Origin of the sequence: Collinsella sp. AM28-11LB, assembly GCF_003469895.1 — a bacterium.
GTDB lineage: Bacteria > Actinomycetota > Coriobacteriia > Coriobacteriales > Coriobacteriaceae > Collinsella.
Genome location: NZ_QSKJ01000010.1, coordinates 70289 through 96583 on the forward strand (window position 1 = coordinate 70289; position 26295 = coordinate 96583).

The 26295-nt window shown below is 60.3% G+C and carries 20 protein-coding genes; 5 read left to right on the plus strand and 15 right to left on the minus strand.

The window, feature by feature from the left end; genetic code table 11:
- Positions 1–25: 25 nt before the first annotated feature.
- From DW732_RS08180 to DW732_RS08225, 10 genes are all read right to left on the minus strand, one after another.
- Positions 26–718: a GntR family transcriptional regulator gene (locus tag DW732_RS08180; RefSeq protein ID WP_118099259.1), complete on the minus strand. Its 693-nt coding sequence runs from the start codon at positions 716–718 to the stop codon at positions 26–28.
- A gap of 205 nt (positions 719–923) precedes the next feature.
- Entirely contained in the window at positions 924–2873 is a 1950-nt protein-coding gene (locus tag DW732_RS08185; protein ID WP_118099260.1) for an NAD(P)/FAD-dependent oxidoreductase, read from the minus strand.
- A 102-nt stretch (positions 2874–2975) separates the two neighbouring features.
- Positions 2976–3176, minus strand: coding sequence for a hypothetical protein (locus DW732_RS08190; RefSeq protein ID WP_118099261.1), 201 nt, complete (start codon positions 3174–3176; stop codon positions 2976–2978).
- Positions 3177–3381: 205 nt separating this feature from the next.
- Complete coding sequence (locus tag DW732_RS08195; RefSeq protein ID WP_118099262.1) at positions 3382–5712, minus strand: ferrous iron transporter B; 2331 nt, start codon at positions 5710–5712, stop codon at positions 3382–3384.
- A gap of 123 nt (positions 5713–5835) precedes the next feature.
- Complete coding sequence (locus DW732_RS08200) at positions 5836–6057, minus strand: FeoA family protein (RefSeq protein ID WP_006234774.1); 222 nt, start codon at positions 6055–6057, stop codon at positions 5836–5838.
- A gap of 39 nt (positions 6058–6096) precedes the next feature.
- Positions 6097–6339, minus strand: coding sequence for a FeoA family protein (locus DW732_RS08205; RefSeq protein WP_040358815.1), 243 nt, complete (start codon positions 6337–6339; stop codon positions 6097–6099).
- A gap of 213 nt (positions 6340–6552) precedes the next feature.
- Positions 6553–6801, minus strand: a complete 249-nt coding sequence (locus DW732_RS08210) for an HPr family phosphocarrier protein (RefSeq protein WP_035136856.1) — start codon at positions 6799–6801, stop codon at positions 6553–6555.
- Positions 6802–7222: 421 nt separating this feature from the next.
- Positions 7223–8686 carry an amino acid permease gene (locus DW732_RS08215; RefSeq protein ID WP_117743185.1) on the minus strand — a complete coding sequence of 488 codons (1464 nt, stop codon included), beginning with the start codon at positions 8684–8686 and terminating at the stop codon, positions 7223–7225.
- Between the two features lie 153 nt (positions 8687–8839).
- On the minus strand, positions 8840–9295 hold the full coding sequence (locus DW732_RS08220; protein WP_117743184.1) for a hypothetical protein: 456 nt from the start codon (positions 9293–9295) through the stop codon (positions 8840–8842).
- A 3-nt stretch (positions 9296–9298) separates the two neighbouring features.
- Positions 9299–12307 (minus strand): glycoside hydrolase family 2 TIM barrel-domain containing protein, encoded by a 3009-nt coding sequence (locus DW732_RS08225; protein WP_118099263.1) that lies wholly within the window; start codon positions 12305–12307, stop codon positions 9299–9301.
- Between the two features lie 375 nt (positions 12308–12682).
- Here DW732_RS08225 and DW732_RS08230 point away from each other — a divergent pair, with 375 nt between their 5' ends.
- A complete protein-coding gene (locus tag DW732_RS08230) occupies positions 12683–13699 on the plus strand; it encodes a LacI family DNA-binding transcriptional regulator (protein WP_118099264.1) in 1017 nt (338 codons plus the stop codon).
- Between the two features lie 119 nt (positions 13700–13818).
- Here DW732_RS08230 and aspS read toward each other — a convergent pair whose 3' ends face one another.
- Entirely contained in the window at positions 13819–15606 is a 1788-nt protein-coding gene (aspS, locus tag DW732_RS08235; protein WP_118099265.1) for an aspartate--tRNA ligase, read from the minus strand.
- Positions 15607–15862: 256 nt separating this feature from the next.
- Between aspS and serB the strand changes: the two genes are divergently transcribed.
- The 4 genes from serB (at position 15863) to DW732_RS08255 (ending at position 18861) form a co-directional block, all read left to right on the plus strand.
- Positions 15863–16498, plus strand: coding sequence for a phosphoserine phosphatase SerB (serB, locus tag DW732_RS08240; RefSeq protein WP_118099266.1), 636 nt, complete (start codon positions 15863–15865; stop codon positions 16496–16498).
- 116 nt (positions 16499–16614) lie between these two features.
- Positions 16615–17397, plus strand: a complete 783-nt coding sequence (gene larB / locus DW732_RS08245) for a nickel pincer cofactor biosynthesis protein LarB (RefSeq protein ID WP_117734675.1) — start codon at positions 16615–16617, stop codon at positions 17395–17397.
- A gap of 10 nt (positions 17398–17407) precedes the next feature.
- Complete coding sequence (locus tag DW732_RS08250) at positions 17408–18319, plus strand: LarC family nickel insertion protein (RefSeq protein ID WP_117734676.1); 912 nt, start codon at positions 17408–17410, stop codon at positions 18317–18319.
- A 2-nt stretch (positions 18320–18321) separates the two neighbouring features.
- Positions 18322–18861: a TetR/AcrR family transcriptional regulator gene (locus DW732_RS08255; RefSeq protein WP_117798996.1), complete on the plus strand. Its 540-nt coding sequence runs from the start codon at positions 18322–18324 to the stop codon at positions 18859–18861.
- A gap of 306 nt (positions 18862–19167) precedes the next feature.
- Here DW732_RS08255 and larD read toward each other — a convergent pair whose 3' ends face one another.
- The 4 genes from larD to hisS form a co-directional block, all read right to left on the minus strand.
- Positions 19168–19899, minus strand: coding sequence for a D/L-lactic acid transporter LarD (larD, locus tag DW732_RS08260; RefSeq protein ID WP_117807845.1), 732 nt, complete (start codon positions 19897–19899; stop codon positions 19168–19170).
- A gap of 49 nt (positions 19900–19948) precedes the next feature.
- The gene (gene larA / locus DW732_RS08265; RefSeq protein WP_117807847.1) at positions 19949–21226 is read right to left on the minus strand and encodes a nickel-dependent lactate racemase; all 1278 of its coding nucleotides are present in this window, start codon (positions 21224–21226) and stop codon (positions 19949–19951) included.
- Positions 21227–21801: 575 nt separating this feature from the next.
- The gene (locus DW732_RS08270) at positions 21802–24615 is read right to left on the minus strand and encodes a phosphoenolpyruvate carboxylase (protein ID WP_369831594.1); all 2814 of its coding nucleotides are present in this window, start codon (positions 24613–24615) and stop codon (positions 21802–21804) included.
- 257 nt (positions 24616–24872) lie between these two features.
- Positions 24873–26186 (minus strand): histidine--tRNA ligase, encoded by a 1314-nt coding sequence (gene hisS, locus DW732_RS08275; RefSeq protein WP_118099267.1) that lies wholly within the window; start codon positions 26184–26186, stop codon positions 24873–24875.
- Between the last annotated feature and the right edge of the window lie 109 nt (positions 26187–26295).

Genomic DNA, 26295 nt, shown 5'->3' on the forward strand with positions numbered 1-26295 from the left:
CACCGCAGCTAATAAAGGGCGCGAGTTAGATGGCCGAGTCTTTAGGCAGCTCAAAATAGTCGGGATGCAAGGCGATAACCGGGCCCTGCTCCTCGGGCATCAGATGCAAGTGCGTCTCTGCCAAATAGCTCGCCGCGTCGGTATCGCCCTTCTTAATGGCCTCGAGAATCCGGCGATGCTGCCGACGAATCGGCTCCCAATCCAGATCCTGCGACACCATACGCAACCAGTTGTAGCGCTCGAAATGCGTATTGACGCTCCTCATCCAATCCCACAACATGTGGCGGCCGGCAATCTCAAAACACGTCTCATGGAACAGGTTGTCCAGATCGAAAAAGCAACGCGTTTCGCGATGGTCAAGCGACTCGGACTCGGCAAGAATCTGCTCGAGCCGCTGCTTTTGCTCGGGCGTGGCGGCAGAGCAGCATTTAATGAGCACGCTTCTCTCGAGTTTCTCACGCAAGAAACAGGCGTTCTCGGCGCGCTCCATGCTGATTTTTGAGACATAAGTGCCGCTTTTGGGACGCGTTTCCACCAGCTCCTGCTCACGCAAGCGCACAAAGGACTCGCGAATGGGCGTGCGCCCGATTCCCGTCTCCTTTTCCAGACCAATCGCCGAAAGGCGCGTGCCGGGCTTGAGCTCGGCATAGATGATCTTGGAGCGCAATGCGTTGTATGCCTGATCTTGCAGGCTCTGATAATGCTGGTGCTGTTCCATAAAGCCCTCGAATGAAGCTCACGGTTTGTCGAATATCACCACGTAATACTATCGCATCCCCCATTCCCTCAGTTGCGGTGAAATAGGGCGCGCTCACGTCGCCAGGATCACAAGAACAAGCGGCGGCATCCCGAAACCCGGGACACCACCGCTGTTTTGCTATCGGATGGCGCAGAGACGCCCCCCTCATGCGCCAGGGGATTGATTAGAGCTCGCAGGCGACCTTGTAGCCATCGCCGATGGCGTCGCGGATGTTACCGCACTTCTGGGCATCGCCCAGCACGTGGGTGACAACGCCGGCAGCGGCAAGGTCATCGGCAAGCTTGGTATTGGGGCGGTAGCCCATGGCAAGCACCAGCGTATCGGCATCGGCGATGGTGTGGATCTGGCCATCCTTTTCGTAACTGATGGTGTCCTCGGTAATCTCGGTCACCTTGGCCTCGGTCAGCACGTGAACGCCCTTGGAGAGCATGCGCGTGATGAGCACCGCGCGACCGGCACCGCCCTCGTTGGCGGCGAGCGTCTTGGTCATCTCAATGACGGTGACATCGCGATTGGCCGGCGACAGGTCGTTGACCAACGGGGCCAGGTAATCGGCCGTCTCGCAGCCGACGGTGCCGCCGCCCACGATGACGATCTTCTTGCCCGGGAAGGCCTTGCCGCCCAGCAGGTCGTCAGCCGTCATAACCTGCTTAAAGCCCTGCATAAAGGCCGGAGCGATGGGCTCGGCGCCATAAGCCAGGACAACCTCGTAGCCCGCGTAATCGCGCTGAATGTCCTCGGCCGAAAGCTCGGTACCAAAGACGCACGTGACGCCGGCCTCGGCCAGGCGACGGTACTGATACTTGATCACGCGGGTGAGTTCCTGCTTTGCCGGCGGAACGGCTGCGATGCGCATTTCGCCGCCCGGCTCATCCTGCTTGTCCACGAGCACCACGTTGTGGCCGCGCTTGGCGGCAATGTAGGCCGCCTCCATACCCGCGGGGCCGGCGCCCACGACGAGCACGTTCTTGGCCTCGGCGGCAGGCTCGTAGCCGGCCTCGTCGCGCTCCACGTCCGGGTTGACGGTGCAGGAGATGCGCTTGCCGAACATGATGCCGTTCAGGCAGCGCAGGCAGCCGATGCAGGGACGAATCTCGTCGGCGTTGCCGGCAGCCGCCTTGTTGCAGAACTCGGCATCGCACAGATTGGCGCGGCCCATCATGCAGATGTCGGCAGCGCCGTCCTCGATCAGCTCCTCGGCAATCCATGCCTCGTTGATGCGGCCGACCGTGGCAACGGGAATGTTCACATGCTTTTTGATCTCGCGCGAACAAGCGGCGTGCGAAGCCTGCTGTGTACCAGCGGCGGGAATTGCAGAGCCGCGCTTGATGGTGGTACCGCCCGACACGTGAATCATGTCGACGCCGGCCTTCTCCAGGCGACGCGAGACGTAGATCATGTCGTTGAGGGTCAGGCCGCCATCGGTGTACTCGTCGCCCGAGATACGGACGTCGATGATGAAGTCCTTGCCGCAACGCTCGCGAATCTCGGCGATGACCTCGAGCAAGAAGCGCATGCGGGCGTCGAGCGAGCCACCATACTCGTCGGTACGCTTGTTATAGAGCGGGGTCAAAAAGCCGCCGAGCATGCCATGGGCGTGTGCCGCATGGACCTCAACGCCGTCGACGCCGGCCTTCTGCATACGCACGGCAGCGTCGCCAAACTGATGCGTGAGCTCGTGGATCTCATCGACCGTGATGGGGCGCGGCGCCTCACGGGCATAGGACGGGCCCACAAAGGACGGAGCGATCAGGCGCGGCGTGCCCGGAATGTTAAAGGCCATGTAGGCGGGGTGGAAGAGCTGCGGCATGATCTTGCAGTCGTACTCGTGGACGGCCGCGGCGAGCTTTTCCCAACCGGGGATAAACGTGTCGTCGTAGCAGCACATGTCACCCGGCAGATAGGTATAGGTGGGCTCAACCGTCACGACCTCGGTGATGATCAGGCCCACGCCGCCCTTGGCGCGGGCACGGTAGTGGTCGACCAGGTCTTCGGTCACATAGCCATGATCGGCCAGGTTGGTAGACACCGGCGGCATAAAGACGCGGTTCTTGACCTCGGTCGTACCGACCTTGATCGGGCTAAAGAGCATCGGGTAGGCAGAGGACTCCATACAAGGTTCCTTTCGTTTGAGCCGCTCGGCGGCAGTTGCTAACGTACTTATCGTATCAGCAACTGCCGTATCCGCAGTCATATATGCTCAAACGCCAGTCGGCTAATGAATACCGCGACCCAAGTCTTCGGCGATTTTGTCCACGCCTTTAAGTGCGGCGCAGGTCTTTTTGTTGGAGCAATGTCCCGTGCAAACGCCACCTTGAGCGCAGTCGGCGCAGGTGCCCTTGCGATAAATGCGCACGCACACGGCGACAAACGCAATGGCGATAACGGCCAGCACAACAATATCGATAGGTGCCATAGAAAGCCTCCTCTAGTTAACCACCACTTACTTTACCCCATTCTCCACCTGCCAAAAAGGGACAGGTTTATTTTGGTCGGTTTTATCTGCAGAAACGTCACATCTTAACTTCTGGAGCAAAGCAATCTGTCCCCCATTGCACCAAAAAGCCCGAGTGTCGCTGGGACACCCGGGCTCGTGAAAAGGGGCTAATCCTTATTCGGACTTAGGCGGAAACCGTGGCAGAAGCGGTGTTGGTCTCGTCCTCGTCGGTCCATGCATGCTTGGGCATGGGACGGAAGATCTGGAAGAGCATCGCAGCCAGCAGCACGATGGCCACAACCGTCCAGATACCAAACTGCCCAAGAACAAGCAGGTTATAGAACTGGTTGATGAACAGGCCGATGACCCAAGCAAAGGCACACTCGTAGCCGATGGCAATCGCGGTCCACTTACCGGAGTTCATCTGGTTGCGGATAGTGCCCATGGCGGCGAAGCAGGGGGCGCACAGCAGGTTGAAGGCACCGAAGGCAACGCAGGCGCCCATAGTCGGGAACATGCCGGCAAACGCGGTCCACAGGCTCGGGTCAGTCTCGGCGGCGTCGGCAACGGAGAGCAGCGAGCCGGCGGTGGCGACAACGTTCTCCTTGGCGACGAGGCCAGAGACGGTCAGTGCGGTGGCCTGCCAGGTGCTAAAGCCGAGCGGGGCGAAGATCCAAGCGACCAGGTTGCCGAACATGGCAAGCACGGAGTAATCCATGAACTCCTCGGGGATGCCCTCCATGGAAGGCAGGTAGCCAAAGGCGCCGTTGTAGCTACCAAAGTTGGAGAGGAACCAAACGACGACGGCGGACGCAAAGATGACCGTGCCGGCCTTCTTGATAAAGGCGAAGCAGCGCTCCCACACGTGCAGCGCCCAAGAGCGGATCGCCGGGAAGTGGTAGGCAGGAAGCTCCATAACAAACGGCGTCGGGCGGCCGGCGAAGAGCTTGGTCTTCTTGAGCATGAGGCCCGAAGCGATGACGGCAAAGACGCCCAGGAAGTAGAAGAGCGGGCTGATCCACGCGGCGGTGGTGGAAGAATCGCCGATGATGGAACCCATGAGCAGGGCAATGATCGGCAGCTTGGCGCCACAGGGAATGAACGTGGTGGTCATGACCGTCATGCGGCGGTCCTTCTCGTTCTCGATGGTCTTGGTGGCCATGACGCCGGGGACGCCGCAGCCCGAGGACACGAGCATGGGGATAAAGGACTTACCGGACAGGCCAAAGCGGCGGAACACGCGGTCCATGATGAAGGCGACGCGGGCCATATAGCCGCAATCCTCCAGGAAGGACAACATCACAAAGAGCAGGAACATCTGCGGCACGAAGCCGAAGATGGCGCCCAGGCCGCCGACGATACCGTCGCAGACCAGCGAATCGACCAGGCCACCGTCCTCGGTGCCGCCCGCCACGAGGGCATCGTGCACCATGGTGGTAATACCCGGAACATACGGGCCGTACTGTGCCGGGTCGATCGAATCGGCAGCGTCCTCGCCCACGGCCTCGACGGCCGCATCGTAGGCGTCGCGGCCCTGACCGAGCACGTACCAACCGTCGGTGCCAAAGAGCTGGTCGTTGGTGAAGTCGGTCACCGTACCGCCCAGGGTGGAAACGGCGATGTAGTACACGCAGAACATAATGACTACGAAGATCGGCAGGCCCAGAATGCGGTTGGTAACCACACGGTCGATCTTCTCGGAAGTGCTCATCTTGGCCGGAGCCTTGGTGAGGCACTCATCGACGATGTGCGCGATCACACCATAGCGCTCACCGGTGATGATGGACTCGGCATCGTCATCGCAATCCTGCTCGCACTGGGCGACCAGCTGCTCCACACGAGCCGCCTTCTCCTTGGTGAGGTTGATGAGTTTGCAGGCATCCGTATCGCGCTCGAACAGCTTGACGGCGTAGTAGCGACGCTTGCTGGCGGAAACGCTCGCAGGCAGGTTATTCTCGATGTGGTCCAGAACGTCCTCGATGGAGGAATCGAACTTGTGCTCCGGCACCTGGCCCTTGGAAGCAGCGGACTTCTTGACCTGCTCGAACAGTTCCTTGATGCCCTTGTTCTTGAGGGCCGAGATCATCACGACCGGGCAACCGAGCTTCTTGGAGAGCTTGTCCGTGTCGATCTTATCGCCGTTCTTCTCGACCAAGTCGGCCATGTTGAGGGCGACGACCACGGGCAGACCGGTCTCAATGACCTGAAGTGCCAGATACAGGTTGCGCTCGAGGTTGGTGGCGTCGACGACCTGGACGACGACATCGGGCTCGCCGCTCATGAGGTAATCGCGCGAGCATTGCTCCTCGGGGCTGTAGGGGGAAAGCGAGTAGATGCCAGGGAGGTCCGTGATGGTAACGTTCTTGTCGCTTAGGAGCTTGGCTTCCTTTTTCTCAACCGTGACGCCGGGCCAGTTGCCAACGTAGCCGTTGGCGCCGGTGATCAGGTTGAAAAGCGTGGTCTTGCCGCAGTTGGGGTTACCCGCAAGCGCGACATGGATCTGAGAATCCGCCATTCAATCCTTCTTCCTTGTGTGCCCGCGCTGTCATCTCCGCGCAGGTTGGATAATGTGCTTCAAAGATGCTGCATTAAGTTAGAAAAACCTAACTTTATATGCAGAAATACACGCCGCGAGCCCTTACTGAACCTCGACGACGGCCGCTTCCTCCTTGCGGATGGAAAGCTCGTAGCCGCGCACGTTGATCTCGACCGGATCACCGAGCGGCGCAACCTTTACGACCTTGAACGAAGTGCCCTTGATGAGCCCCAGGTCCATAAGGTGGCGGCGCAGCGCGCCCTCACCGTGAAGCTTGACGATGGTAGAGCTCTCGCCTACCTTAACGTCACCCAACGTCTTCATCCTCTTGTCCCCCTTTCGGTTTTAATGAAATGCTGCGGACTAACCGACGGTCATGATGTGCATGGCAACCTTGGAATCGATGCCAAAACGTGCGCCCAGCACGGTGACGATGATATTGGCACCACTCGAGCTCACCACGTGAATCTCGCTGCCCTCGACAAAGCCAAGGTCCTTGAGGTGGTGCTTCATGTCCTCATTGCCCTTTACCCGAGACACGCGCACGGTTTCGCCCGCCTTTACCATCGAAAGCGGCATGGCCGGCATCTGCGGTCCGCAAGACATGAGTGAGCTCCTAACGTCGGTTCGTCCTCAACATCGACGCGGTAAAAGTTAACCACGTCTATGTTCGCTTTAGTAAACTAACATGTGGTTAACTTTTTTGAAAGGGTCTCTATTCAGTTTTCGAAAAAGTTTCCTATACGAAACAAAAGAGGCACCGCAAAGAGCGCCTCCTAGAGATGTGACAAAGGGACTGTCCGCAGTCCCTTGTTGCGTTTAGAGCGAGAGGTTTCTGATCGACGTGACGCACGAGGCCTCGTCTACGCCTGAAACGCGAAAGACGATGTCCTCGCCACATTCGCCGTAAAGCGCCATGAGGCCCATCACGTCACGGCCATCGGTATGGCGGTCGCCGATGCTGACCGACACGTCGCTACGATGCTTGGCGATGATGTCGTAGAGTAGCGCGACCGGGCGGGCATGCAGTCCCAACGGATCTTTAATCGTCTTTGTAAACTCGACCATGTCCCCTCCCGCGGTATCGCTCATTCGGCTGGCAAACCCAGACACGTGGTAGTTATTGTAGCGTTAGATGCTTGTCGAGAGCTCCTCTGAACACCTCGTGGGCAAAAAGTGGCAAATATGAGTACTGTCACCAATTTAGTAGCAGCAAAATCGAGAGCAAATTGCCTCCTTTGAGGGATTCGAAGAGGTTGAAAGCCGTCAAACGCCCTTTAAGGGGGGTTATATAAATTGATTTTAAGCCCGTTTTTGCTCAGAACAGGCCGAAAAATATGACACCTCTTTTGCAACAGTACTCATATTTGGCATTTTTTGACCACGGGGTCCAAAACCATGCCCCAAAACACAAAGGGAGGGGCCTCGTAAGGCCCCTCCTTAGGAAAGGGAATCGATTTATTCCACAGCCGTAGATTAATCCTAGCCGCTACTCCATCATGTCGAGGACGGAGGGGCGCAGCTCGCTCTCGGCGGCCTCGGGATCGGTCTCGCGCAGACGGTTGATATAGCGGTTGTACCACATCACGGCAAGGCCCAGGAAGACAACCACACCGCCAACGTTGTAGACCAGCGTCAGCCACAGCGGCTGATCGAGCGGGATGGTGCCGCAGACAAGCACAAAGCAGAAGACCACAAGCAGGAATGCGGCAACGACCAGACCAAAGCTGCGCGAGCCCATGCGGAAGTCACGGGGAGCGGCGTCGAAGTTCTTGCGCAGCATAAAGTAGGCAAGCAGGATCAGCAGCGGCGGGAGCAGAGCAGTGGCGGCCGTCATGTTGGTGACGATCATGAGCAGGTCGTCGAGGTTACCAGAGCCCAAGGCCGGGATGATCAGGATGGGGACGACGATGGCGAACTGCAGCCAAGCGGCGCGGGCGGGAATGCCGTGCTCGTTGAGCTCGACGATCTTGCTACCAAAGACGCCCTTGGGGATCTCGGTGAAGAAGACCTTGATGGGAGCAGAGGTCCACATCATGAGGGAGCCCAGCGTGGCAGCGAGAAGGATCAGGCCAATGACGCGCGTGGACACTTCCATGGGAATGCCAAAGTGGGCAAAGACAGCGCCGAATACGTCGAAGATACCGGTGGAGATGGCAACGCCGCCCTCGGGAATGAACAGGTTGACCAGCAGCGAAGCGCCTGCGTACAGAAGGCCGATGGTCAGGCCGGCGATAACGACGGTGCGCACGAAGGCCTTGACGCCGCCCTTAAGGTCGTTAAGGAACACGCCGACAGACTCAGCGCCGCCAACGCCCTGGATGATCCAGGCAAGCGTACCGAAGAAGCCCCACATAGTTGCGAAGTTGCTCATGTCGGGAGCCATGTTAGCGGGGGTAGGAGCCGTAGCGAACTCGACGCCGCCAAAGGCAGCAGCCAGGGACAGCAAGATGAACACAGCGGTCAGGCCGAGAGCCGCGGTCGAGCCGAAGGAGGAAATGGAGCCGATCCACTTAGCGCCCTTGGTCGAAACCCACGTGGCGATAGCAAAGACGACGATCTCGATAATGGTGATCCACAGCTGCGAGAGCTCGGCGTTGGCACCAAGGAACACGTAGCTCGCGTAGATGATGACGTTGGGCAGGACGGATGCAAAGTAGAACAGGTTAACGAACCAGTAGCTAAATGCCGTCAGGAACGCCCAGCGACCACCCATCGAAGTCTTAACCCATGCGTACACACCAGACTCGGAGTCCTTATTAAGACCGACAAACTCGGCGGTAACCAGAGTATAGGGGACAAAGTACAAAAGTGTGGCGAAGAAGAACGACGGCGCAGCCGCCAAGCCGATGGCCGCGTTGTTGTTGATGATGTTCTTGATACCGAACACGGCGGCGACCGTCATGCCCAGCAGAGCGAACGAACCAATCGTTCCTCGTTTTTCAGAGCTCATAAGCCCTCCCAATCATCCGTTATATCTCATCTAAAACCGTCCGGACTGCAAGCGCAATCGTGGACAGCACACCTGCTAGGGGGGATGGGGAAAAGGGAGTCAACAAAGCCATCCCCCTTAACGGCGCAAAGCAAACGTCCAAACGGACGAATACTACTTGTTGGGGAAGGAATAACCTTCAACCGTCACGTGCAGTACCACGACGCGGGAATCCGCGGCATCGTCCACGACACGGTAGGCCTCGTCGATCTCGACGACGGCAACGCCGCCGGCGGGAATCGTCACGGTCTCCCCCGTACCCTCAAAGCGCTCACGATCATCGATATCGCTGTAGGCGCGCGTGCAGGTGAGGCCTGCCTTGGGGGCAACCTCGACGGTCAGGTCGCCGTCGAGCGGGGCGAGCACGGCATGGTAGCGACGGTGACCGACCAGATCGGCGGTTGCGGCCTCGCGGGCATAGACCCACCAGTACACCAACGAGTCGCCGATGGAGTACGCCACGTCGTGCTGCAGGTCGGCAACACCATCGAGCGCCTGTCCGGTACGCATCCACTTCTTGACGGACTTCATCTGGGCGTCGAAGTCGGCACGCGAGTTAAATACATGCATGACTTATGCCTCCTTAATGGGTGCCAGCGCCTGAGCCAGATCGGCAGACGTCAGCGGTCGCAGGGACACCTCAAAGCTGAAGCTCTCAAAACGGGTGCGATAGGAGTCGAGCACCTCGGAACCCCAAGAGTTCGAGCCAAGGCCGAGCAGCTGGTCGTTGATGTTGACCGTGACCGTATCGCCCTTGACAAGGTCGTAGACGTGCTTGGCGCTATCGATGGCCTCGCAACTATAGGGCCATGCCGAGAACGAGAACGGGTTGGAGGCGGCATCGACCGGACGGGTCACCAGCACGCCGTCACCGTGGCTAGAGCGCAGGGCAACCCAGCGGGTGCCCTCGCGGTTGGCGCAGTCCTGAGGCATAACGTAGGGCGTGAACATGTCGTCGACCGTAGTGCGGTAATGACCGACCGGGTTGGCGCGCAGCGAGTCCGGATAGTTCTCGCCCGGGCCGTGGCCGTACCACTCAACGGCACGATCGCAACCGGGAACCTCGAAGGAGATGCCGATGCGCGGGATGATGTCCGAGTAATCGCCGTAGGGCTCGCCGGAAACCTTGAGGTCGACGCGACCGCTCGGAAGCACGGTGTAGACAAGCTCGACGCGCATGCCAAACGCACGGACGGGAGGAGCGATGCGCTGGCTCACGGTAACGACGACCGCGTTGCCATCCTGCTTCCAAGAAACCTTGCGGGTAGACGTCTGCATCACATCGATGAAGTTGTCCTTCCACAGGGAGTCGTACTCCTGGGCGTGGTTATCGACGAGCGGATGCCAAAAACCAACCTGGGGACCGGAGGCGATGACGTCGCGGCCGGATGCCTTCCACTCGCTCACGGTACCGTTAACCTTGTTGAAGGTCAGCTCGCCGTTGAGGGAGTGAATGCGAATCTCCTGCTCGGTCTCCTCGACCGTAAGCTCAGGACGAATGGGAGCCGCGATGGCCGGCGCCGGATGGTTTGCGATGGCAAACTGGCTTGCACCCAGCTGGAACATCGGCTCGCACCAGGCGTGAGCCGCCATTGTGTAGGCGTGCACGGTCAGCAGGGTCTCGCCCACTGCGGCCTCGCGAATCACCAGTGGCAGCTGGACGGACTCGCCGGGGGCAACCGCACCGGGCATGAGCGTCTTGCGGCTGACCACGTCGCCGTCCACCAGGGTCTCGGCCGACAGGCAAACATCCTCGAGGGTGGTGAACCAACGCTTGTTGGTGACGGTCAGCTCGCCCGACTCGGCATCGTAGGCCATGCGAACCGGGCAGATAACCTGGCCATACTCAGTAAGGCCCGGGCTCGGCTGCTGCCAAGGGAACACCATGCCATCGATGCAGAAGTTGCTGTTGTTGGGGTAATCGCCGTTGTCGCCGCCATACATGTCGTAGGCAACGCCGTCCTCGGTCACAGCAGCCAGACCGTGGTCGCACCATTCCCAAATAAACTGGCCCTGGATGCAATCCCAGCGATCGAAGACCTCCTGGTACTCGGACAGGCCTCCGGGACCATTACCCATAGAGTGGCCGTACTCGCAGTTGATGCGCGGCTTAGGGAACGGATGCTCGCCAAAGTCGTTCATCTGCGACACGCGGGAGTACATGGTGGAAATGACGTCGACGGTATCGGCGTTGCGGTCCTCCTCGTAGTGGACCGGACGACCGTCGAGCTCGTGAGCCTTGGCATACATCGCGCGGATGTTGCAGCCATAGCCGCTCTCGTTGCCCATCGACCACATAATGATGCAGGCGTGATTGCGCTCCTGCATCACCAGGCGCTCAACACGGTCGACGTAGGCCGGCTCCCAGGCAGGGCCGTCGGTGACCAGGGCGATGTTGCCGATATTCTCGAAGCCGTGGCTCTCCATATCGGTCTCGGCGACCAGCATGATGCCATACTCATCGCACAGCTCGTAGAAGCGCGGGTCGTTGGCGTAGTGGGATGTGCGCACCGCGTTGATGTTGTGCTGCTTCATGAGCTCCAGGTCGCGGCGCATGCGATCGAGGCCCACAGCGCGGCCCTTGTGATCGTCGTGGTCATGGCGGTTGACGCCATGCATCTTAAAGTAGGTGCCGTTGAGGTAGATATGATTGCCCTCGACCGTCACCTCGGCAAGGCCTTGGCGATGCGGAACGTACTCGCTGACCTCGTCGCCGTCGTAGACCTCAAGCGTAAGGTCATAGAGGAAGGGGTCCTCGGGGTTCCAGAAGTGGGCATCGGCAACGCTGCACTCGGCATGGCCGTCGACGCACTCGCCCGTAGCGACCACATTCTGGCCATCGCTGAGCGTATACACAACGCGGCTTGCGCCCTCGGCAACCGTATCGAGCGTGACCAGAGCGGCATCGCCCTCGCGGTGCGTGCGGAACCTAAAGTCGACCAGATGCGCGGCGGGACGCTGCATGAGGTACACATCGCGGAAGATGCCCGATGCCCACCACATGTCCTGGTCCTCGATGTAGCTACCATCGCTGTACTGCAGAACCTTGACCGCAATCAGGTTGTCGCCCTCGACGAGCGCGTCGGTTACGTCAAACTCGGCGGACAGGCGCGAACCCTTGGTCATGCCGATAAACTTGCCGTTGACATACAGCTCGCCGTAGCTCTCGATACCGTCGAAGCGAATGATCTCGCGAGCGCCGGTAGGCACGGCAGGAAGGTTGACGATGCGCTGGTAGACGCCCGTGGGGTCGTCGGAGGGAACGAACGGCTGGTCCACTGGGAACGGAAAACCCTCGTCGGTATAGGCAAGGTTGCCATAGCCGTCTACCTGCCACAGGTGCGGAACCTCCACGTGATCCCACTCGGGCTCGTACGTGCAAAGTGCCTCGTTGGAGACGGCCGCGGGGCCCTCAAAAAGGCGGAACTGCCACGAGCCGGACAGCTGGACAAATCCGCGCGACAGCTCGCGGCTGTACGTAGCGGCGAGATCGGCGGTCTCATAACCCATAAAGTACGCATGGGGTGCCAGGCGGTTCCTGTGGGTGAGCGCTTGGTTTTCCCAATCGTTAATGGCGTCCATGGTGATGCTCCTTCGTCATCGTAGTGATTCTTGTGCAACCGGTTGTCCTTATCTTATGGGCGATGCAAAAACCTGTGCAACCGGTTGTCCGCTGAACGGTCGATTTCGCCGGATTAACGGTGCAACCGGTTGTACAACCGCGGAACTTATGTCACCCTGCGTATCGAAACTCAGCGCAAAACAGCATTCCCAGGCGGCGGACAACGGCCGCGCCCATCTATGCCCCACCCTTGCAAGCCATGTTCAACAGCAGCTTGAACGTGAAATGCCACCAGTGGCCGGATATCATGAACGCTGTTCAGGCGCACTATAGTAAGCTGTATCCGCACCAGCCCGTATCAGTGACAACATCGACCGCTTTTTCCAGGAGACACCATGACCCAACCAGTTCGCACCGCACCGACGCTTGCCGAGGTTGCTGCAGCTGCCGGTGTTTCGCGCTCCACGGCATCGCGTGCCCTCAACGACTCCCCCCGCATTAGCGAGGAAACTAAAAAGCGCGTCCGCGCGGCTGCCAAGGAAGTCAATTTTGTACCCAACGCACGCGGCCGGGCGCTCGCCGTCGGACGCACGGAAATTATCGCCGTACTGGTTACCGAGCCTTTGAGCGAGCTGTTTAGCGATCCCACCTACAGTGAGTTTTTTAGCGGCATTACCGAGGAACTTTCGGAGTCGTCTTACCTACCCGTGATCCTGCAGGCATCTTCCTCGCATGAGCGCAATCGCGCACGCGAGCATTTTGAGCGTCGCTCGTTTGACGCCGTCATCGACGTCTCGCCCTACAAGGGCAGTGAGCTGCTCGAGGTGCTGCGTGAGCTGGGCGTACCCACCGTGTTGTGCGGCCAGCTCGAGGGCCACCCCTATCGCGATGTGTTCTCGACGGTCTACTCCGACGACGAAGAGGGCGGACGCTTTGCGGCGCTCGCTATGAAAGATCGCGGGCGCAAGGACATCGTTGCCGTGCTGGGGCCGCAGGATAACCCCGCCGTCGTCGACCGCCTTCGCGGCTACCGTGCAATTTTGGGCGAAAGCCTTCCAGATGAAAATGTCATCTATACCGGATGGAGCAGCGGAGACGGCTACCAAGCCACGCGGCGGCTGCTCGCGCGCGAAATACATGCCGACGGCGTGCTATGCGGATCGGACCGTATCGCAACCGGCGTTATCGCCGCATTCAACGAAGCGGGAATTAGCGTACCCAAAGACGTTTCGGTCGTGGGCTTCGATGACCACGAGGTCGCAGCTCGCAGCGTCCCCGCGTTGACGACCATTCGTCAGCCGCTTTGTGAGGAAGGCCGCAAGGCCGCAGGCATTGCGCTCGATATGATTAACGGTGCCGCGCCCACCACCACCGTCATGCACATGCAGCTCGTTCAGAGAGACTCACTGTAGGAAACTGGGCCGGGCTTTCCGCGATGCCCGGTCAACCCATACCCTCGCAACATCGGCGTATAAAAAACGAGGGAAGGCACACGTCCTTCCCTCGTTGCGGGCAATATGTAGCCGCTCGCCTACATCAGGCGCAGGCTGACGTCCTTGAGCTGGGCGCCGGAAACGGCACTCGGGGCGCCCGACATGAGATCGGAGCCGCTGGCCGTCTTGGGGAACGCCATGACGTCGCGGATGGAGTCGGAGCCGGTGAGCAGCATGCACACGCGATCCAGGCCCAGAGCGAAGCCGCCCATCGGGGGCGCACCAAACTTGAGCGCCTCCATGAGGAAGCCGAACTGCGACTCGGCGCGCTCCTCGGTAAAGCCCAGAAGCTTGAGCATGGACATCTGCATCTCGGCGTTGTGGATACGCATACCGCCGCCACCGGCCTCAAAGCCGTCCATGACAAAGTCGTAGGTGCAGGAGCCGGCTGCCAGCGGGTCAGCCTCGATCTTGGCGATGTCAGCCTCGGTCGGCAGGGTAAAGGGCTGATGCTCGGCTGCATAGGCCTTGCGGTCCTCGTCCCAGTGGAACAGCGGGAAGTTGACGACCCACAGGAAGTCGTGACCCTCGCGCTTGATCTCGAGCGCGTTGGCCATGTGGGAGCGCATGCCGCCCAGGATCTCGTCGGAAAGCAGGCGCGGGCCGGCGGCGAACATCACGAGGTCGCCGGGCTCGACGTCCATGCGCTCGCGCAGAGCGGCCATCTCCTCGTCCGAGAAGAACTTGACGATGGGGCTGTTGATGGAACCGTCCTCGCGGAAGGCGATCCAAGCCAGGCCCTTAGCGCCAAACGTGGAAGCCACACCGGCGAGCTTATCGATCTTGGCACGCGCCCAGGCACCGGCACCCTTGGCGTTGATGGCCTTGACGACAGAGCCCTCCTCGTTTGCGGCAGTCGCAAAGACCTTGAACTTGGAGTTGGCAAAGATGTCGGTCAGGTCGACCAGGTGCATGCCATAGCGGGTATCGGGCTTGTCGGAGCCATAGGTGTCCATGGCCTCCCAGTAATCCATGCGGCGCAGCGGCGTGGGCATCTCGACACCCATGCGGCCGAAGGCATCGGCCAGGACCTCTTCGAGCGCGCTCATGACATCGTTCTGGTCCACGAAAGACATCTCGATATCGACCTGGGTGAACTCGGGCTGACGGTCGGCACGCAGGTCCTCGTCGCGGAAGCACTTGGCAACCTGGTAGTAGCGCTCGACGCCGCCGACCATGAGCAGCTGCTTCAGAAGCTGCGGGGACTGCGGCAGAGCGTAGAAGTTGCCCGGCTGGATGCGGCTGGGAACGATGAAGTCGCGGGCGCCCTCGGGCGTGGACTTAAACAGTGAGGGCGTCTCGACCTCCATGAACTCACGGTTGTGCAGTGCCTCGCGAATGGCAAAGGTGAAGTCGGAGCGCAGCTTGAGGTTGGCCATCATCTCGGGACGACGGAGGTCCAGATAGCGATAGCGCAGACGGGTGTCCTCGCTGGTCTCGATGCCATCCTCGATCTGGAACGGCGGGGTGACGGACGTATTGAGCACCTCGGCATGGTCGGTCAGGACCTCGATCTCGCCGGTGGCGAGCTTGGTGTTGGTGGTCTCGTCGCCACGGGCGCGCACGACGCCGTGAATCTTGATGGGCCACTCGGGACGCATGGTCTCGGCGATCTTAAAGGCATCGCCGTCAGAATGCTCGGGGTCGAAGGTGAGTTGCGTAATGCCCTCACGGTCGCGAAGGTCGCAGAAAATAAGGCCACCGTGGTCGCGGCGACGGCTCACCCAACCGGTGAGGGTGACCTCTTCGCCCACGTTCTCGCGGCGAAGCTCGCCGCAGGTACGGGTGTGCATGGAATGCTCGTCGATGGGACGGGTCTGGCTCATACCAGTGATCCTCCTTTATGGATCTGTGCCGCCCCGTGTCGTTCCGGGCGGCGTCGTACAGATTCGCCCGGCCTGCGTAAACCGCGCAGCCGGACATGGCGTTCTATCTTATCGCACCCGCGTCGATGTGCCGCGAAAAAGTAGCTCCTGCCCAAAGACTTGACGGAGACGAAACAATTGGCGCACCGCGACTGTCGCCGAGGCGCGCCGCGTGCGACAATGTGCCCCAATACAACTGCACCCGGAAAGGCCCAACATGTCTGCACGCCTCATCGTTATGGATATCGACTCCACCCTCATCAACCAGGAGGTCATCGATCTTTTGGGTGAGGAGGCAGGCGTGGGCGAGCAGGTAGCGCAAATTACCGAGCGCGCCATGCGCGGCGAGCTCGACTTTAAGCAAGCGCTCGAGGAGCGCGTGGGGCTGCTTGCGGGCCTGGACGAGAACGTGTTCGAGCGCACCTTTGAGCGTGTGACGTTTACCCCCGGCGCGTTTGAGCTTGTGCGCTCGGCGCACAGCAAGGGCTGGAAGGTCGGCGTGGTAAGCGGCGGTTTCCACGAGGTTGCCGATAAGATCGTGGAAGCCGCGGGCATCGACTTTTGCCTGGCCAACCGTCTGGAGGTCGTAGACGGCAAGCTCACCGGAAGACTGGCGGCAGACATCGTGACCAAGGAGTCCAAGCTTATCCAGATGCTGGATTGGGCAGTTGAGTGCGGCGTCGATATGGCCCACACGGTCGCTATTGGCGACGGCGCCAACGACATCCCCATGATTCAGGCCGCGGGCACGGGCATCGCGTTTTGCGCCAAGCCCAAGACGCGCGAGGCCGCCCCGTTTGCCATCGACGAGCGCAACCTGATGCTCGCCATGGACATCATCCTGCGTGACTAGCCGATTCGTCTAACAATTGAATCAGTCTGTCCTATAGTTTCCGAACAATTTTATCTTAGTGTTCGGAAATATACCCTTTGAGTGCTAGACTTTGCGCCGTCGAAGGGAACATATATATGGATAAGCGAGATCTTGAGCAATTGCTGAGCGATGTTGCCGGCGGGGCAGTCACCCCTGCCGACGCCCTCACGCGCATCCAGACGGCTCCGACCGCCGATCTGGGTTTTGCGCAGCTCGATCTTTCACGCGGGGTACGCCAGGGAGCCGGCGAGGTTATCTACGGCGCCGGTAAAACCGCCGGGCAGATTGCCGCCATTATCGAAGCGCTGCGCGATGCAGGCCAGGAGCGCATCCTGGTCACGCGCTTGGACGCCAAAAAGGCCGCCCGTACCTCGGAATTTCTCGGCAACGGCATCGACCTGGGATATGTCCCGGACGCACAGCTCGCCCTCGTAGGCGGCAAGCCCTCCCCCACCGGCAACGGACGCATCGTCGTCGCCTGCGCCGGTACGAGCGACCTGCCCGTCGCCGAAGAGGCGGCACTGACGGCCGAGTTCTACGGCAATGAAGTCGATCGCCTCTACGACGTAGGTGTCGCCGGCTTGCACCGCCTGCTCGCTCATGCTGAGGAACTTGCCCAGGCGCAGGTGGTCATCGCCATCGCCGGCATGGAAGGCGCCCTGGCAAGCGTCATCGGCGGCCTGGTGAGTTGCCCGGTCATCGCCGTTCCCACCAGCGTGGGCTACGGCGCGAACTTTGGTGGCGTGGCCGCGCTGCTCGCCATGCTCAACTCCTGCGCCAGCGGCGTCTCGGTCGTCAATATCGACAACGGCTTTGGCGCCGCCTATCAGGCAAGTCTTATCAATCATCTGAGCGCCGGCACGCCCTGCGCCCGCTAAGGAGCATTCCATGTCCAACCACCAGCACACGCTTATCATCGACGGAACCTCGGGCATCAGCGGCGATATGACCGTCGCGGCTCTGCTCGACCTGGGCGCCAGCGAGGAGCACCTGCGCGAACAGCTCGCCACGCTGCCGGTCGACGGCTTTACGATCGCCGTGACGCGCGTAAACAAGCATGGCATCGACGCCTGCGATTTCGACGTCCAGCTTGCAGAGGAGCTCGAGAACCACGATCACGATATGGCCTGGCTCTACGGCAACGAAGCAGCTGTCGAGCATATGCATGAGCACCACCATCATGACCATGACGAGCACGAGCACGAACACTGCCACGAGCATGGCCATGAGGCTCACGGTCATGGCCACGAGGGCCACCATCACGCCCACCACCATCACCACCGTTCTTTGACAGACGTCACCGCCATCATCGACGGCTCGCAGCTGAGTGGCGGTGCCAAGCGCCGCGCTCTCGCCATCTTTACCGCGCTGGCTGCCGCCGAGGCCAAGGCACACGGCAAAACGCCCGAGACCGTCATGTTCCACGAGGTGGGCGCCGTCGACTCCATCGTCGATGTCTGCTCGGTCGCCATCTGCCTCGACGACCTGAGCATTGAAGACATCGTGGTTGAGTCGCTCTCCGAGGGTCACGGTACCATCCACTGCGCCCACGGCCTTATGCCCATCCCGGTGCCCGCCGTCGTCAACCTATGCCAAGCAGGCAATATCGCCCTCACGCCCGCACCGGTCGCCGGCGAGCTCGTGACGCCCACGGGCGCCGCCATCGTCGCCGCACTGCGCACGTCCGAGCACCTGCCGGCCCGCTACCGCATCGAGGCCGTCGGCTACGGCGCCGGTAAGCGCCCCTACGAGGGTTGCTCCGGTACGCTTCGCTGCCTGCTCGTTCACGCAGACGCATAGCCATGGATGCCCGCAAGGCCAAAAGCCGTGCCGCGATCGTCGCGGCGTTCTCCGAGCTCCTGTGCGAGGAAGATTACGGCAAGATCACTGTCGGCGACATCATCGCGCGCGCTCACGTAGGCCGCGCGACATTCTACGGCCTCTTTAAGAGCAAAGACGACCTACTGTCCGAGCTCGTGAGCGACATCTGTACCCACGCCCTCGACGACGATGGCACACCGCTCGACGACCCATTCGTGCAGGTCGAGCATATCCTTAGCAACCTGTGGGAACGCCGTCAGGGCGTGAGGGCCCTTGTAGCCGGCGCCGGCTCACGCGTCTTCGCCGACAGCCTCCGCAAGACCATCATGTCGCTCGCGGCCGAAACCGTCCCCATCGATCCCACAGGCCCAGCCGGCACCATGGACCGCAGCTTCCTCCTCCATCACATAGCCTCAAGCTTCGTAGGAATGGTCCAATGGTGGGCCTGGCACAACTTCCAAGCCAACAAATCCAACGTAGCCAAAGACTACCTATCGGCCATACAACCCCTGTTCACCTAAGTAAGACCCCACCCCAAAGTGCCATTCCAGCAAAGCGCCCATTCCATCCCCAAGTCACACTTTCTTGTAAAGGCACCCAAAAACAAAGCGCCCCTCACATCCAAATTCAGATATATATGTTGGGTTGCTTGTTCCAATCCAACTGGATTCCCGCAGGGTCCGGCATAGGTTAACTTTCCGCCGCATTCCGCAGGACGCAAGAAGCTCCCGCCGCACGAAGTGCGCAGCGGGAGCTTCTTGCATGTCCGAGGACGCGGCGGAAAGTTAACCTATGCCGGATCCGGACGTTATATCAATTGTCTTCGACTAGAACATACCCAAGAAGCCATGCACAAACAGCGCGGCCACAATAGCACCGACAAACGGCGCAATGCCAGGAACAAGCAGGCCATACTTCCAGTTGTTGTCAGCCTTGTTCTTAATCGGCAGCAACTGATAGGCCATGCGAGGACCAAGGTCACGTGCCTGGTTCATGGCGAAGCCGGTGATGCCGCCCATGCCCATGCCAACGGCCCAAACGATCAGGCCGACGCAGATAGCGAGCATCAGAACGTCCTCACCAGCACGGCTAGCAGCAGCAAGGATGGCGCTAATGAACACAAAGGTGCAGATGGCCTCGCAGAAGAAGTTGCGGGCATAGTTCGTACCCTCGGTGGTGGGGTTGGTCGAGAAGATGTTGCGCTGAGCAATGGGATCGACGACGCCTTCGGAAGCCTTGAACTCATCGGCATACATAAACCAAGCGATCACAGCACCCACAAAGCCGCCGAGCATATCGGCAAGCATGAAGGGGATGCAGTTGCCCCACGGCACCAGACCGACGATGCACTGGGCAAGCACCATAGCGGGGTTCATGCACACGGCGCCGCCAAAGACAAACAGGCAGACCGAGATGCCAAAAGACCAAGTGGTGATGGCAAACATATGGCCAGAGCCCTGATACTTGGTGCCTTTGAGCACGGTATCGCAGTGCACGCCCACGCCAAAGACGATCATGAGGGCCGTCGCGCCGAATTCGCAGAGGAGTTTGGTAAGCATAAAACCTTATCTTTCTTATTGGTTACAAACGATTCGTTTAAGCCGCGCACTAGTGCTGGGCGACGACAACACCCAGGCCATCGGGGATGACGGCGACCTTGGCGTCGGCACCCTTCATCTCAAAGGCGAGCTTGAGCGCCTCCTCGAGGGTGTTAACCGGCGTCATGTGCATATCCTTGAGCATCTGGTGGTCGCACAGGTCGGTAACCATGATCACAGGGTGATGTGCCAGGATGCGAGCAAAAATCTGGCTCGTCCACTGATCGGGCAGAGTCTCGTCCTTGGGGCGATCGATGCAGGCACGCTCAAACTCCGCCGGATCGTTGTCGGCGATGTTGTGATAGAAGCCCTCGCCGCCGTGACCGTCGGCGCAGCCGGCGACATCGATGATCACGCCGCCCTCGGGAAGCGTGGCCTCGGCAGCGCACATGCCCTTCACGGCCTGGTAGATGTTCTGGTCGAGCGGGTAACCACCGTTGGTGGTGATGGCAATCTCGCACTCGACGGGCTCAACGCCGGCAAGGCTCTTCACGAACTCGCAGCCAGCCTCGTGTGCCTTGTGGATGTCACCGGCAAAGGAGCCAATGATCTCGTGCTTGCCGTTGAGCACCACGTTAAGCACAAAGGCAAGGTGAGCCATCTCGGCAGCGGCGAACATATCCTCGCTCACGTGGTTGTGGCACAGGTTGCCGGCACGCGAATGGGAGTCGTTCACAAACTGACCGTTGTGGTTGTACATGATGGTCTTATAGCTGGCGATGCCGGGCAGGACAGACTTTCGGCTGCCAGAGAAGCCGGCAAAGAAGTGCGGCTCAATGAAGCCCTCGGCAAGAAGCAGGTCGCAATCGGCAGCGATCTTGTTGATGATGCACTCGCCACCAGAAGGCAGGGTGCCGATCTTCTTCATCATGCTGTCGTCGGTTGCGACATGCATAACGATTTCCTCGTTGGCAACGATGTCCTCGCCATACTTGTTGACGAGCTCCTCGTGCGTCGACGGACGGTGCATACCCGTAGCAACCAAAATACGCACACGAGCCTCGGGCGCAGCGGCATGAATGTGATGCAGCAGAATAGGCATCGTCACACGCGAGGGAACGGGACGCGTATGGTCGGAGCTGATGATGACGATGTTCTTTTTACCAGCACAAAGCTCCTCGAGCGAAGGTGAGCCATAAGGGTTGGCAAGCGACTCCTCTACCAGTTTTTCCTGCGATTTCGTAGTCTTAAACTCGTTTTGATGACCTTCCATCACACCCGCGAAGTTCTTGTCCTCGAGCTCCAGATGCAACGTCTTGTGGTCAAACGGCAGTTCACATTCAAACATTGACGAGCGCCCTCTTCCTTTCAACTGACACACTAGTCAAACCGTTGGAAGGATACGCCGTTCACCGAAAAACACCACCGTCCACCGACTCATTAACACAACGTTCATATTTGACCTACAACAAAACGGCCGCGATCCCAAAGGGAACCGCGGCCGCTACAGTCGTAAGGCGAGAAGCGCCAAATGCATCTCGATCCCATTCGATAAGACGCGAGGCGCGAAGCGCCAAACGCGCCGCCGGGACAGGCCCCATCCAAAACGCGCGAAGCGCGCCATTCTTCTCCTCAGCTTTAATTCCAGAAGACCGAGGACGAAGGGACCCGATGGGTTTCCCTCTGAATGCATTCCGCAGCACGAAACCCCATCAAAGTGCGCGAAGCGCGCTATCTTTTCCCCAGCAGTAATCCGCCGAAGACCGGACATCGTAGGGCCCGCCATTAGTTTACTTTTAGGCACACTCCGCAGGACGCGAGAAGCCCTCGCCGCACGAAGTGCGCAGCGAGGGCTTCTTGCATGTCCGAGGACGTGCCTAAAAGTAAACTAATGGCGGGCCCGGACGACTACAGGGCTATCGATTACCCCGTGTTTTGGAGTCCTGCCGAGACGCCGGTCACAGTCGAAAGAATCAGGCTCATGTACTCGGCCTTCTTCTCCTCGGCCATCTCGTCCTGGTTCATACGCACCTCGCGAAGGGCGCGGACCTGGGCGATGGACAGGGCATCAACATAGGGGTTGCGCACGCGAACGGCGCAGCCGAGCACGCGACGACGCTGCAGCGGCCACTCGTCACCGACGATGGCAAGGACCCACTTACGGGTGAGCTGCATCTCGGTAAAGACCTTCTCGGACAGATCCTGGCGATCGCCCAGGTGCAGATACATCTTGGCGATGCGCTGGTCGGTCTTGGCGATCGACATCTCGATGTTGTCGATAAAGGTGCGGAAGAACGGCCACTCCTGGTAGGCAGCCTTAAGCTGGTCAAGGTCGCCCAGCTGCTCGCAGGCGGTGCCCAGGCCGTACCAAGCGGCCAGATTGATGCGCGCCTGGCTCCAGCTAAAGATCCACGGAATGGTACGCAGGTCGTCAAGCGACTTGGCACCCAAGCCGCGCTTGGCGGGACGCGAGCCGATCGGCAGCAGACCGACCTCGGTCAGCGGCGTCACGGTCGAGAACCACGGTGTAAAGTCCTCGGTGTTCAGCAGGTCAAGATAGCGCTCATGGCTTACTGCGTTGAGTTTCTCGGCCATATTCCAGAACTTCTGCGTGGTCTCGGTGTTGGTCTTCTCGACACTCGGGGCCGACTGCAAAAGCGTTGCGGCAGCAACGGACTCAACATGGCGCTGAGCCAGCGTGCGGTTGCCGTAACGGGCAAAGATGACTTCGCCCTGCTCGGTGAGCTTAAAGAAGCAGTTGACCGAACCCTTGGGCTGCGCCAGCACGGCCTTGTTGGCCGGGCCGCCGCCACGGCCCACGGCACCGCCGCGACCGTGCATGAGCACCAGGTCGATATCGTTCTTCTCGGCCCACTTGGCGATGCGCTCCTGCGCGGAGTGCAGCGCGAGCATGGCCGTGGTAGGACCGGCATCCTTGGAGGAGTCGGAATAGCCCAGCATGACCTCCATACGGCGGTTGGTCTGGGCAAGGCGCTTTTGCACCACGGGCAGCGTGAGCATCTGATCGAGCACGTCAACACAGCCCTCGAGGTCCTCGAGCTGCTCGAACAGCGGGATCACGTCGAGCTCGGGGACATCCTCCTCGTGTGCAAAGGACAGGTGGGCAAGCTCAAAGACGTCGGCCACATGCTGGGCGCTCTTGGTGAACGAGATGATGTAGCGATGCGCCATCTTCTTGCCGTAGCGCTTCTGGATGGAGCCGATAGCGCGGAAGGTATCGATGACCTCGCGCGTCATGGGCTGCAGGTCGCCATGGATACCGTTCTCGTGGATATCCTTGAGGGCGCGGGCGTGCACCACGGAGTGCTGACGGAACTCCATCTCGACCATATGGAAGCCGAAGGACTCGACCTGCCAGATGATGGTCTGGACCGGGCCGTAGGCAGCACGGACGGCACCGCAGGCGGCCAGCGAGCGCTGGACGACACGCAGGTCCTCCAGGAACTCATCGGCGCTGTGGTACATGGTGTCGGTGATGCGACGCACGGTGGCGTTCAGACGGTCGGCCATGACGAGCATGACGGCGCGATGCGGCTCGTGCTCGGAGATCAGTTCAGCACGTGCGGTGTACTGGGCGCTCATCTCGACCTGATGGTTCCACAGGTTGATGAGCTCGGCAGACGGCTTGCTGTAGGTGGCCTCGAGCGTGAGGTTGCGGCCGATGCGGCGGCACTTGTCCTCGAGCTTGAGCACCATGTGGGTGAAGTACTTGGCGGCGACCTCACGGCTCACCTTGGCGGTGACGTTGGGGTTACCGTCGCGGTCGGAACCAATCCAGCTGCCGGGATGGAAGAACGCCGGGCACAGCGGCGGCACGGTACCGGCCTTGTCGCCCAGCATCCAGTCGTCAAAGCGACGATAGATGACGGGGATGACGTCGAACAGCGTGTTGTCGAAGATGTCGATGATGGTATCGGCTTCCTCGACCGGCGTGGGCTTCTTGAGCGCGATGGGGCTCGTACGCACCAGGGCGTCGATCTCCTGCAGCATATGGCGCTCGTTCTCCACCAGGTCGGAGCCGCCCAGGCGCGGACGCTCCTCCAGCAGGTTGGAGATACGGCGAATCTTGCCCTCGACGGCCTTGCGACGGGCCTCGGTGGGATGCGCGGTAAAGACGGGATGGAACTCAAGCTTGCCGAGCAGCTCATTGGCGCCCTCGACACCCAGCTCATTCACCAGCTGGTGATAGGCGACGGTGAGCTCGTTGGCGGGATCGACCTCGGTATCGGTCGACGCACCGGCCTCGCGCTCGCGCAGCTGCGCCACACGGTAGTTCTCCTCCGACAGGTTTGCCAGGTGGAAGAAGCTCGTAAAGGCGCGAACGATGACCTGCTGCTTATCGAGCGGCAGACTGTCAATCAGATCGACGACCTCGCGAAACGCCACGGCGGTGGGCTCGTCGGCGGTGGGCACGCCCTGCTCGTCGACGGCCTCGTCGGCAGCGCGGGTACCGGGGTTGCCGGCATTGGCCACAATCTCGGCCGACAGGATTTTGTCGAACAGGTCCGCGATCTCGGGATCATACTCGCTAAGCACACGACGCTCCAGGCGTAGGAACAACGCCAGATTGTCGCGCAGCTCCTCGGGGATCTCGATCTCGGCGAGACGCTCCCTGGACTCGGCATTCGAGCCGATTCGGTTAACGAGGCGGTTGACCACGGCAGCGACGCGCGCCGCGGCTTCGGGTACAGACTGGTTGCTTAGGTTCTCAGCCACGTTTCCTCCCATTCCTCCTTCTATGCACGTAACATGCGGTATTCATTATAGGCGCTTGAGAAATACTTTCGACACTGATTGCGCTTTACCACACAAAAGTATTTTCTGCATTGCAAGGGTTTTTGCCCTAAATGGTCGTATTTCTCGGTGGACGGCATACACAAACGGGGGCATTCCGCATAAATGCGAAACACCCCCGTAACAATCGCTCGCAATGAACGGGACACTCAAGCGGGTCCGCAGCTCAAAAAGATGCGCTACAGGCGCTCACGAACCGCCTCGACGACGTTGGCCAGATCGACCAGTACCTCGTCATGGCTCTCCATGTCGCGCACCTTGACCTTGCCGGCGGCAAGCTCGTCGCCGCCCAGGACCAGGATGAGCTTGGCGCCCACCTTATCGGCCTGCTTAAACTGGGCCTTGAGCGAACGGCCCTGATAGTCGGCCTCGGTCACGATGCCTGCGGCGCGAAGCTCCTGCGTAATGGCAAAGACGTTCTGGCGCAGCTCCTTGCCGGCGTTGGCGACATAAACACACGGGGCCTCATCGGCACCCAGGTCGCTGCCAAAGGCCTGCAAGGCCAGCAGGGCGCGCTCAAAACCGACGGCGAAGCCGACGCCGGCCGTAGGCTTGCCGCCCTCGAGCTCAACCAGGTCGTCGTAGCGGCCGCCGCCGCCGATGGAGCCGACGCCGGCGCCAGGGGCCTCGACCTCAAAGACGGTACGGGTGTAGTAGTCCAGGCCGCGCACCAAGGTGGGATCCTCGACATACTCGATACCGGCGGCATCCAGATAGCGCTTGACCTGCTCGTAGTGCTCGCGGCACTCGTCGCACAGGTTGTCACCCATCAGCGGGGCCTCGGCCATGATCTCGCGGCAATGGTCGTTCTTGCAGTCGAAGGCACGCAGCGGGTTGAGCTCGGCGCGCTCACGGCACTCATCGCACATCTCGTCGGCGTGATCGAGGATGAACTGCTTAACCTGCTCGCGGTAAGCCGGACGGCACTGGGCGTCACCCATCGAGTTGATGAGCAGACGAAGCTTGGAAAGATCGAAGCCCAGGCGCTTGTAGAACTCCATGAGCATGATGATGCACTCGGCGTCTGCCGCCGGATCGGGAGCGCCGAGCCACTCGATGCCCACCTGGTGGAACTGGCGCAGACGACCCTTCTGGGGACGCTCGCCACGGAACATGGCCTCGGCGTAGTACGCCTTAAACGGCGTGGAGCCCTGGGGCACCAGATTGTTCTCGACGACGGCGCGCACCACGCCGGCCGTGCCCTCGGGGCGAAGTGCCAGGCGCTGCTTGGGCTTGAGTTTGGTGTCGGTGCCCTCGGTAAAGACGCGCTCCAGGTTGGCACCGCTGAACACGCGGAACATCTCCTTGCGCACGACGTCGGTCGACTGGCCGATACCGTGGACAAACACATCCACCTGCTCGATCGCGGGCGTCTCGATGGGTTTAAAACCAAACGGCTCGAACACGCCGGCCGCAATCTGCTGCATCTTTTGCCAGGCGCGCATCTCGGCGCCGATAAGGTCGCGGGTTCCCTCCGCCTTCTGTGCCTGCATGGGCAAACACCTTTCTTTTGTATCGCGTCATAGGTAACGGTCATTATACGGCACAAACGCAAACAGCGACGGCGCGTCTGGCCGAACGAGGGTATGGGGACTCGTTCGG

Bases quoted from the DNA above. Each gene is read 5' to 3' on its own strand.
- DW732_RS08180 (WP_118099259.1), bottom strand. From the start codon at position 718: ATGGAACAGCACCAGCATTATCAGAGCCTGCAAGATCAGGCATACAAC.
- DW732_RS08185 (WP_118099260.1), bottom strand. From the start codon at position 2,873: ATGGAGTCCTCTGCCTACCCGATGCTCTTTAGCCCGATCAAGGTCGGT.
- DW732_RS08190 (WP_118099261.1), bottom strand. From the start codon at position 3,176: ATGGCACCTATCGATATTGTTGTGCTGGCCGTTATCGCCATTGCGTTT.
- DW732_RS08195 (WP_118099262.1), bottom strand. From the start codon at position 5,712: ATGGCGGATTCTCAGATCCATGTCGCGCTTGCGGGTAACCCCAACTGC.
- DW732_RS08200 (WP_006234774.1), bottom strand. From the start codon at position 6,057: ATGAAGACGTTGGGTGACGTTAAGGTAGGCGAGAGCTCTACCATCGTC.
- DW732_RS08205 (WP_040358815.1), bottom strand. From the start codon at position 6,339: ATGTCTTGCGGACCGCAGATGCCGGCCATGCCGCTTTCGATGGTAAAG.
- DW732_RS08210 (WP_035136856.1), bottom strand. From the start codon at position 6,801: ATGGTCGAGTTTACAAAGACGATTAAAGATCCGTTGGGACTGCATGCC.
- DW732_RS08215 (WP_117743185.1), bottom strand. From the start codon at position 8,686: ATGAGCTCTGAAAAACGAGGAACGATTGGTTCGTTCGCTCTGCTGGGC.
- DW732_RS08220 (WP_117743184.1), bottom strand. From the start codon at position 9,295: ATGCATGTATTTAACTCGCGTGCCGACTTCGACGCCCAGATGAAGTCC.
- DW732_RS08225 (WP_118099263.1), bottom strand. From the start codon at position 12,307: ATGGACGCCATTAACGATTGGGAAAACCAAGCGCTCACCCACAGGAAC.
- DW732_RS08230 (WP_118099264.1), top strand. From the start codon at position 12,683: ATGACCCAACCAGTTCGCACCGCACCGACGCTTGCCGAGGTTGCTGCA.
- aspS (WP_118099265.1), bottom strand. From the start codon at position 15,606: ATGAGCCAGACCCGTCCCATCGACGAGCATTCCATGCACACCCGTACC.
- serB (WP_118099266.1), top strand. From the start codon at position 15,863: ATGTCTGCACGCCTCATCGTTATGGATATCGACTCCACCCTCATCAAC.
- larB (WP_117734675.1), top strand. From the start codon at position 16,615: ATGGATAAGCGAGATCTTGAGCAATTGCTGAGCGATGTTGCCGGCGGG.
- DW732_RS08250 (WP_117734676.1), top strand. From the start codon at position 17,408: ATGTCCAACCACCAGCACACGCTTATCATCGACGGAACCTCGGGCATC.
- DW732_RS08255 (WP_117798996.1), top strand. From the start codon at position 18,322: ATGGATGCCCGCAAGGCCAAAAGCCGTGCCGCGATCGTCGCGGCGTTC.
- larD (WP_117807845.1), bottom strand. From the start codon at position 19,899: ATGCTTACCAAACTCCTCTGCGAATTCGGCGCGACGGCCCTCATGATC.
- larA (WP_117807847.1), bottom strand. From the start codon at position 21,226: ATGTTTGAATGTGAACTGCCGTTTGACCACAAGACGTTGCATCTGGAG.
- hisS (WP_118099267.1), bottom strand. From the start codon at position 26,186: ATGCAGGCACAGAAGGCGGAGGGAACCCGCGACCTTATCGGCGCCGAG.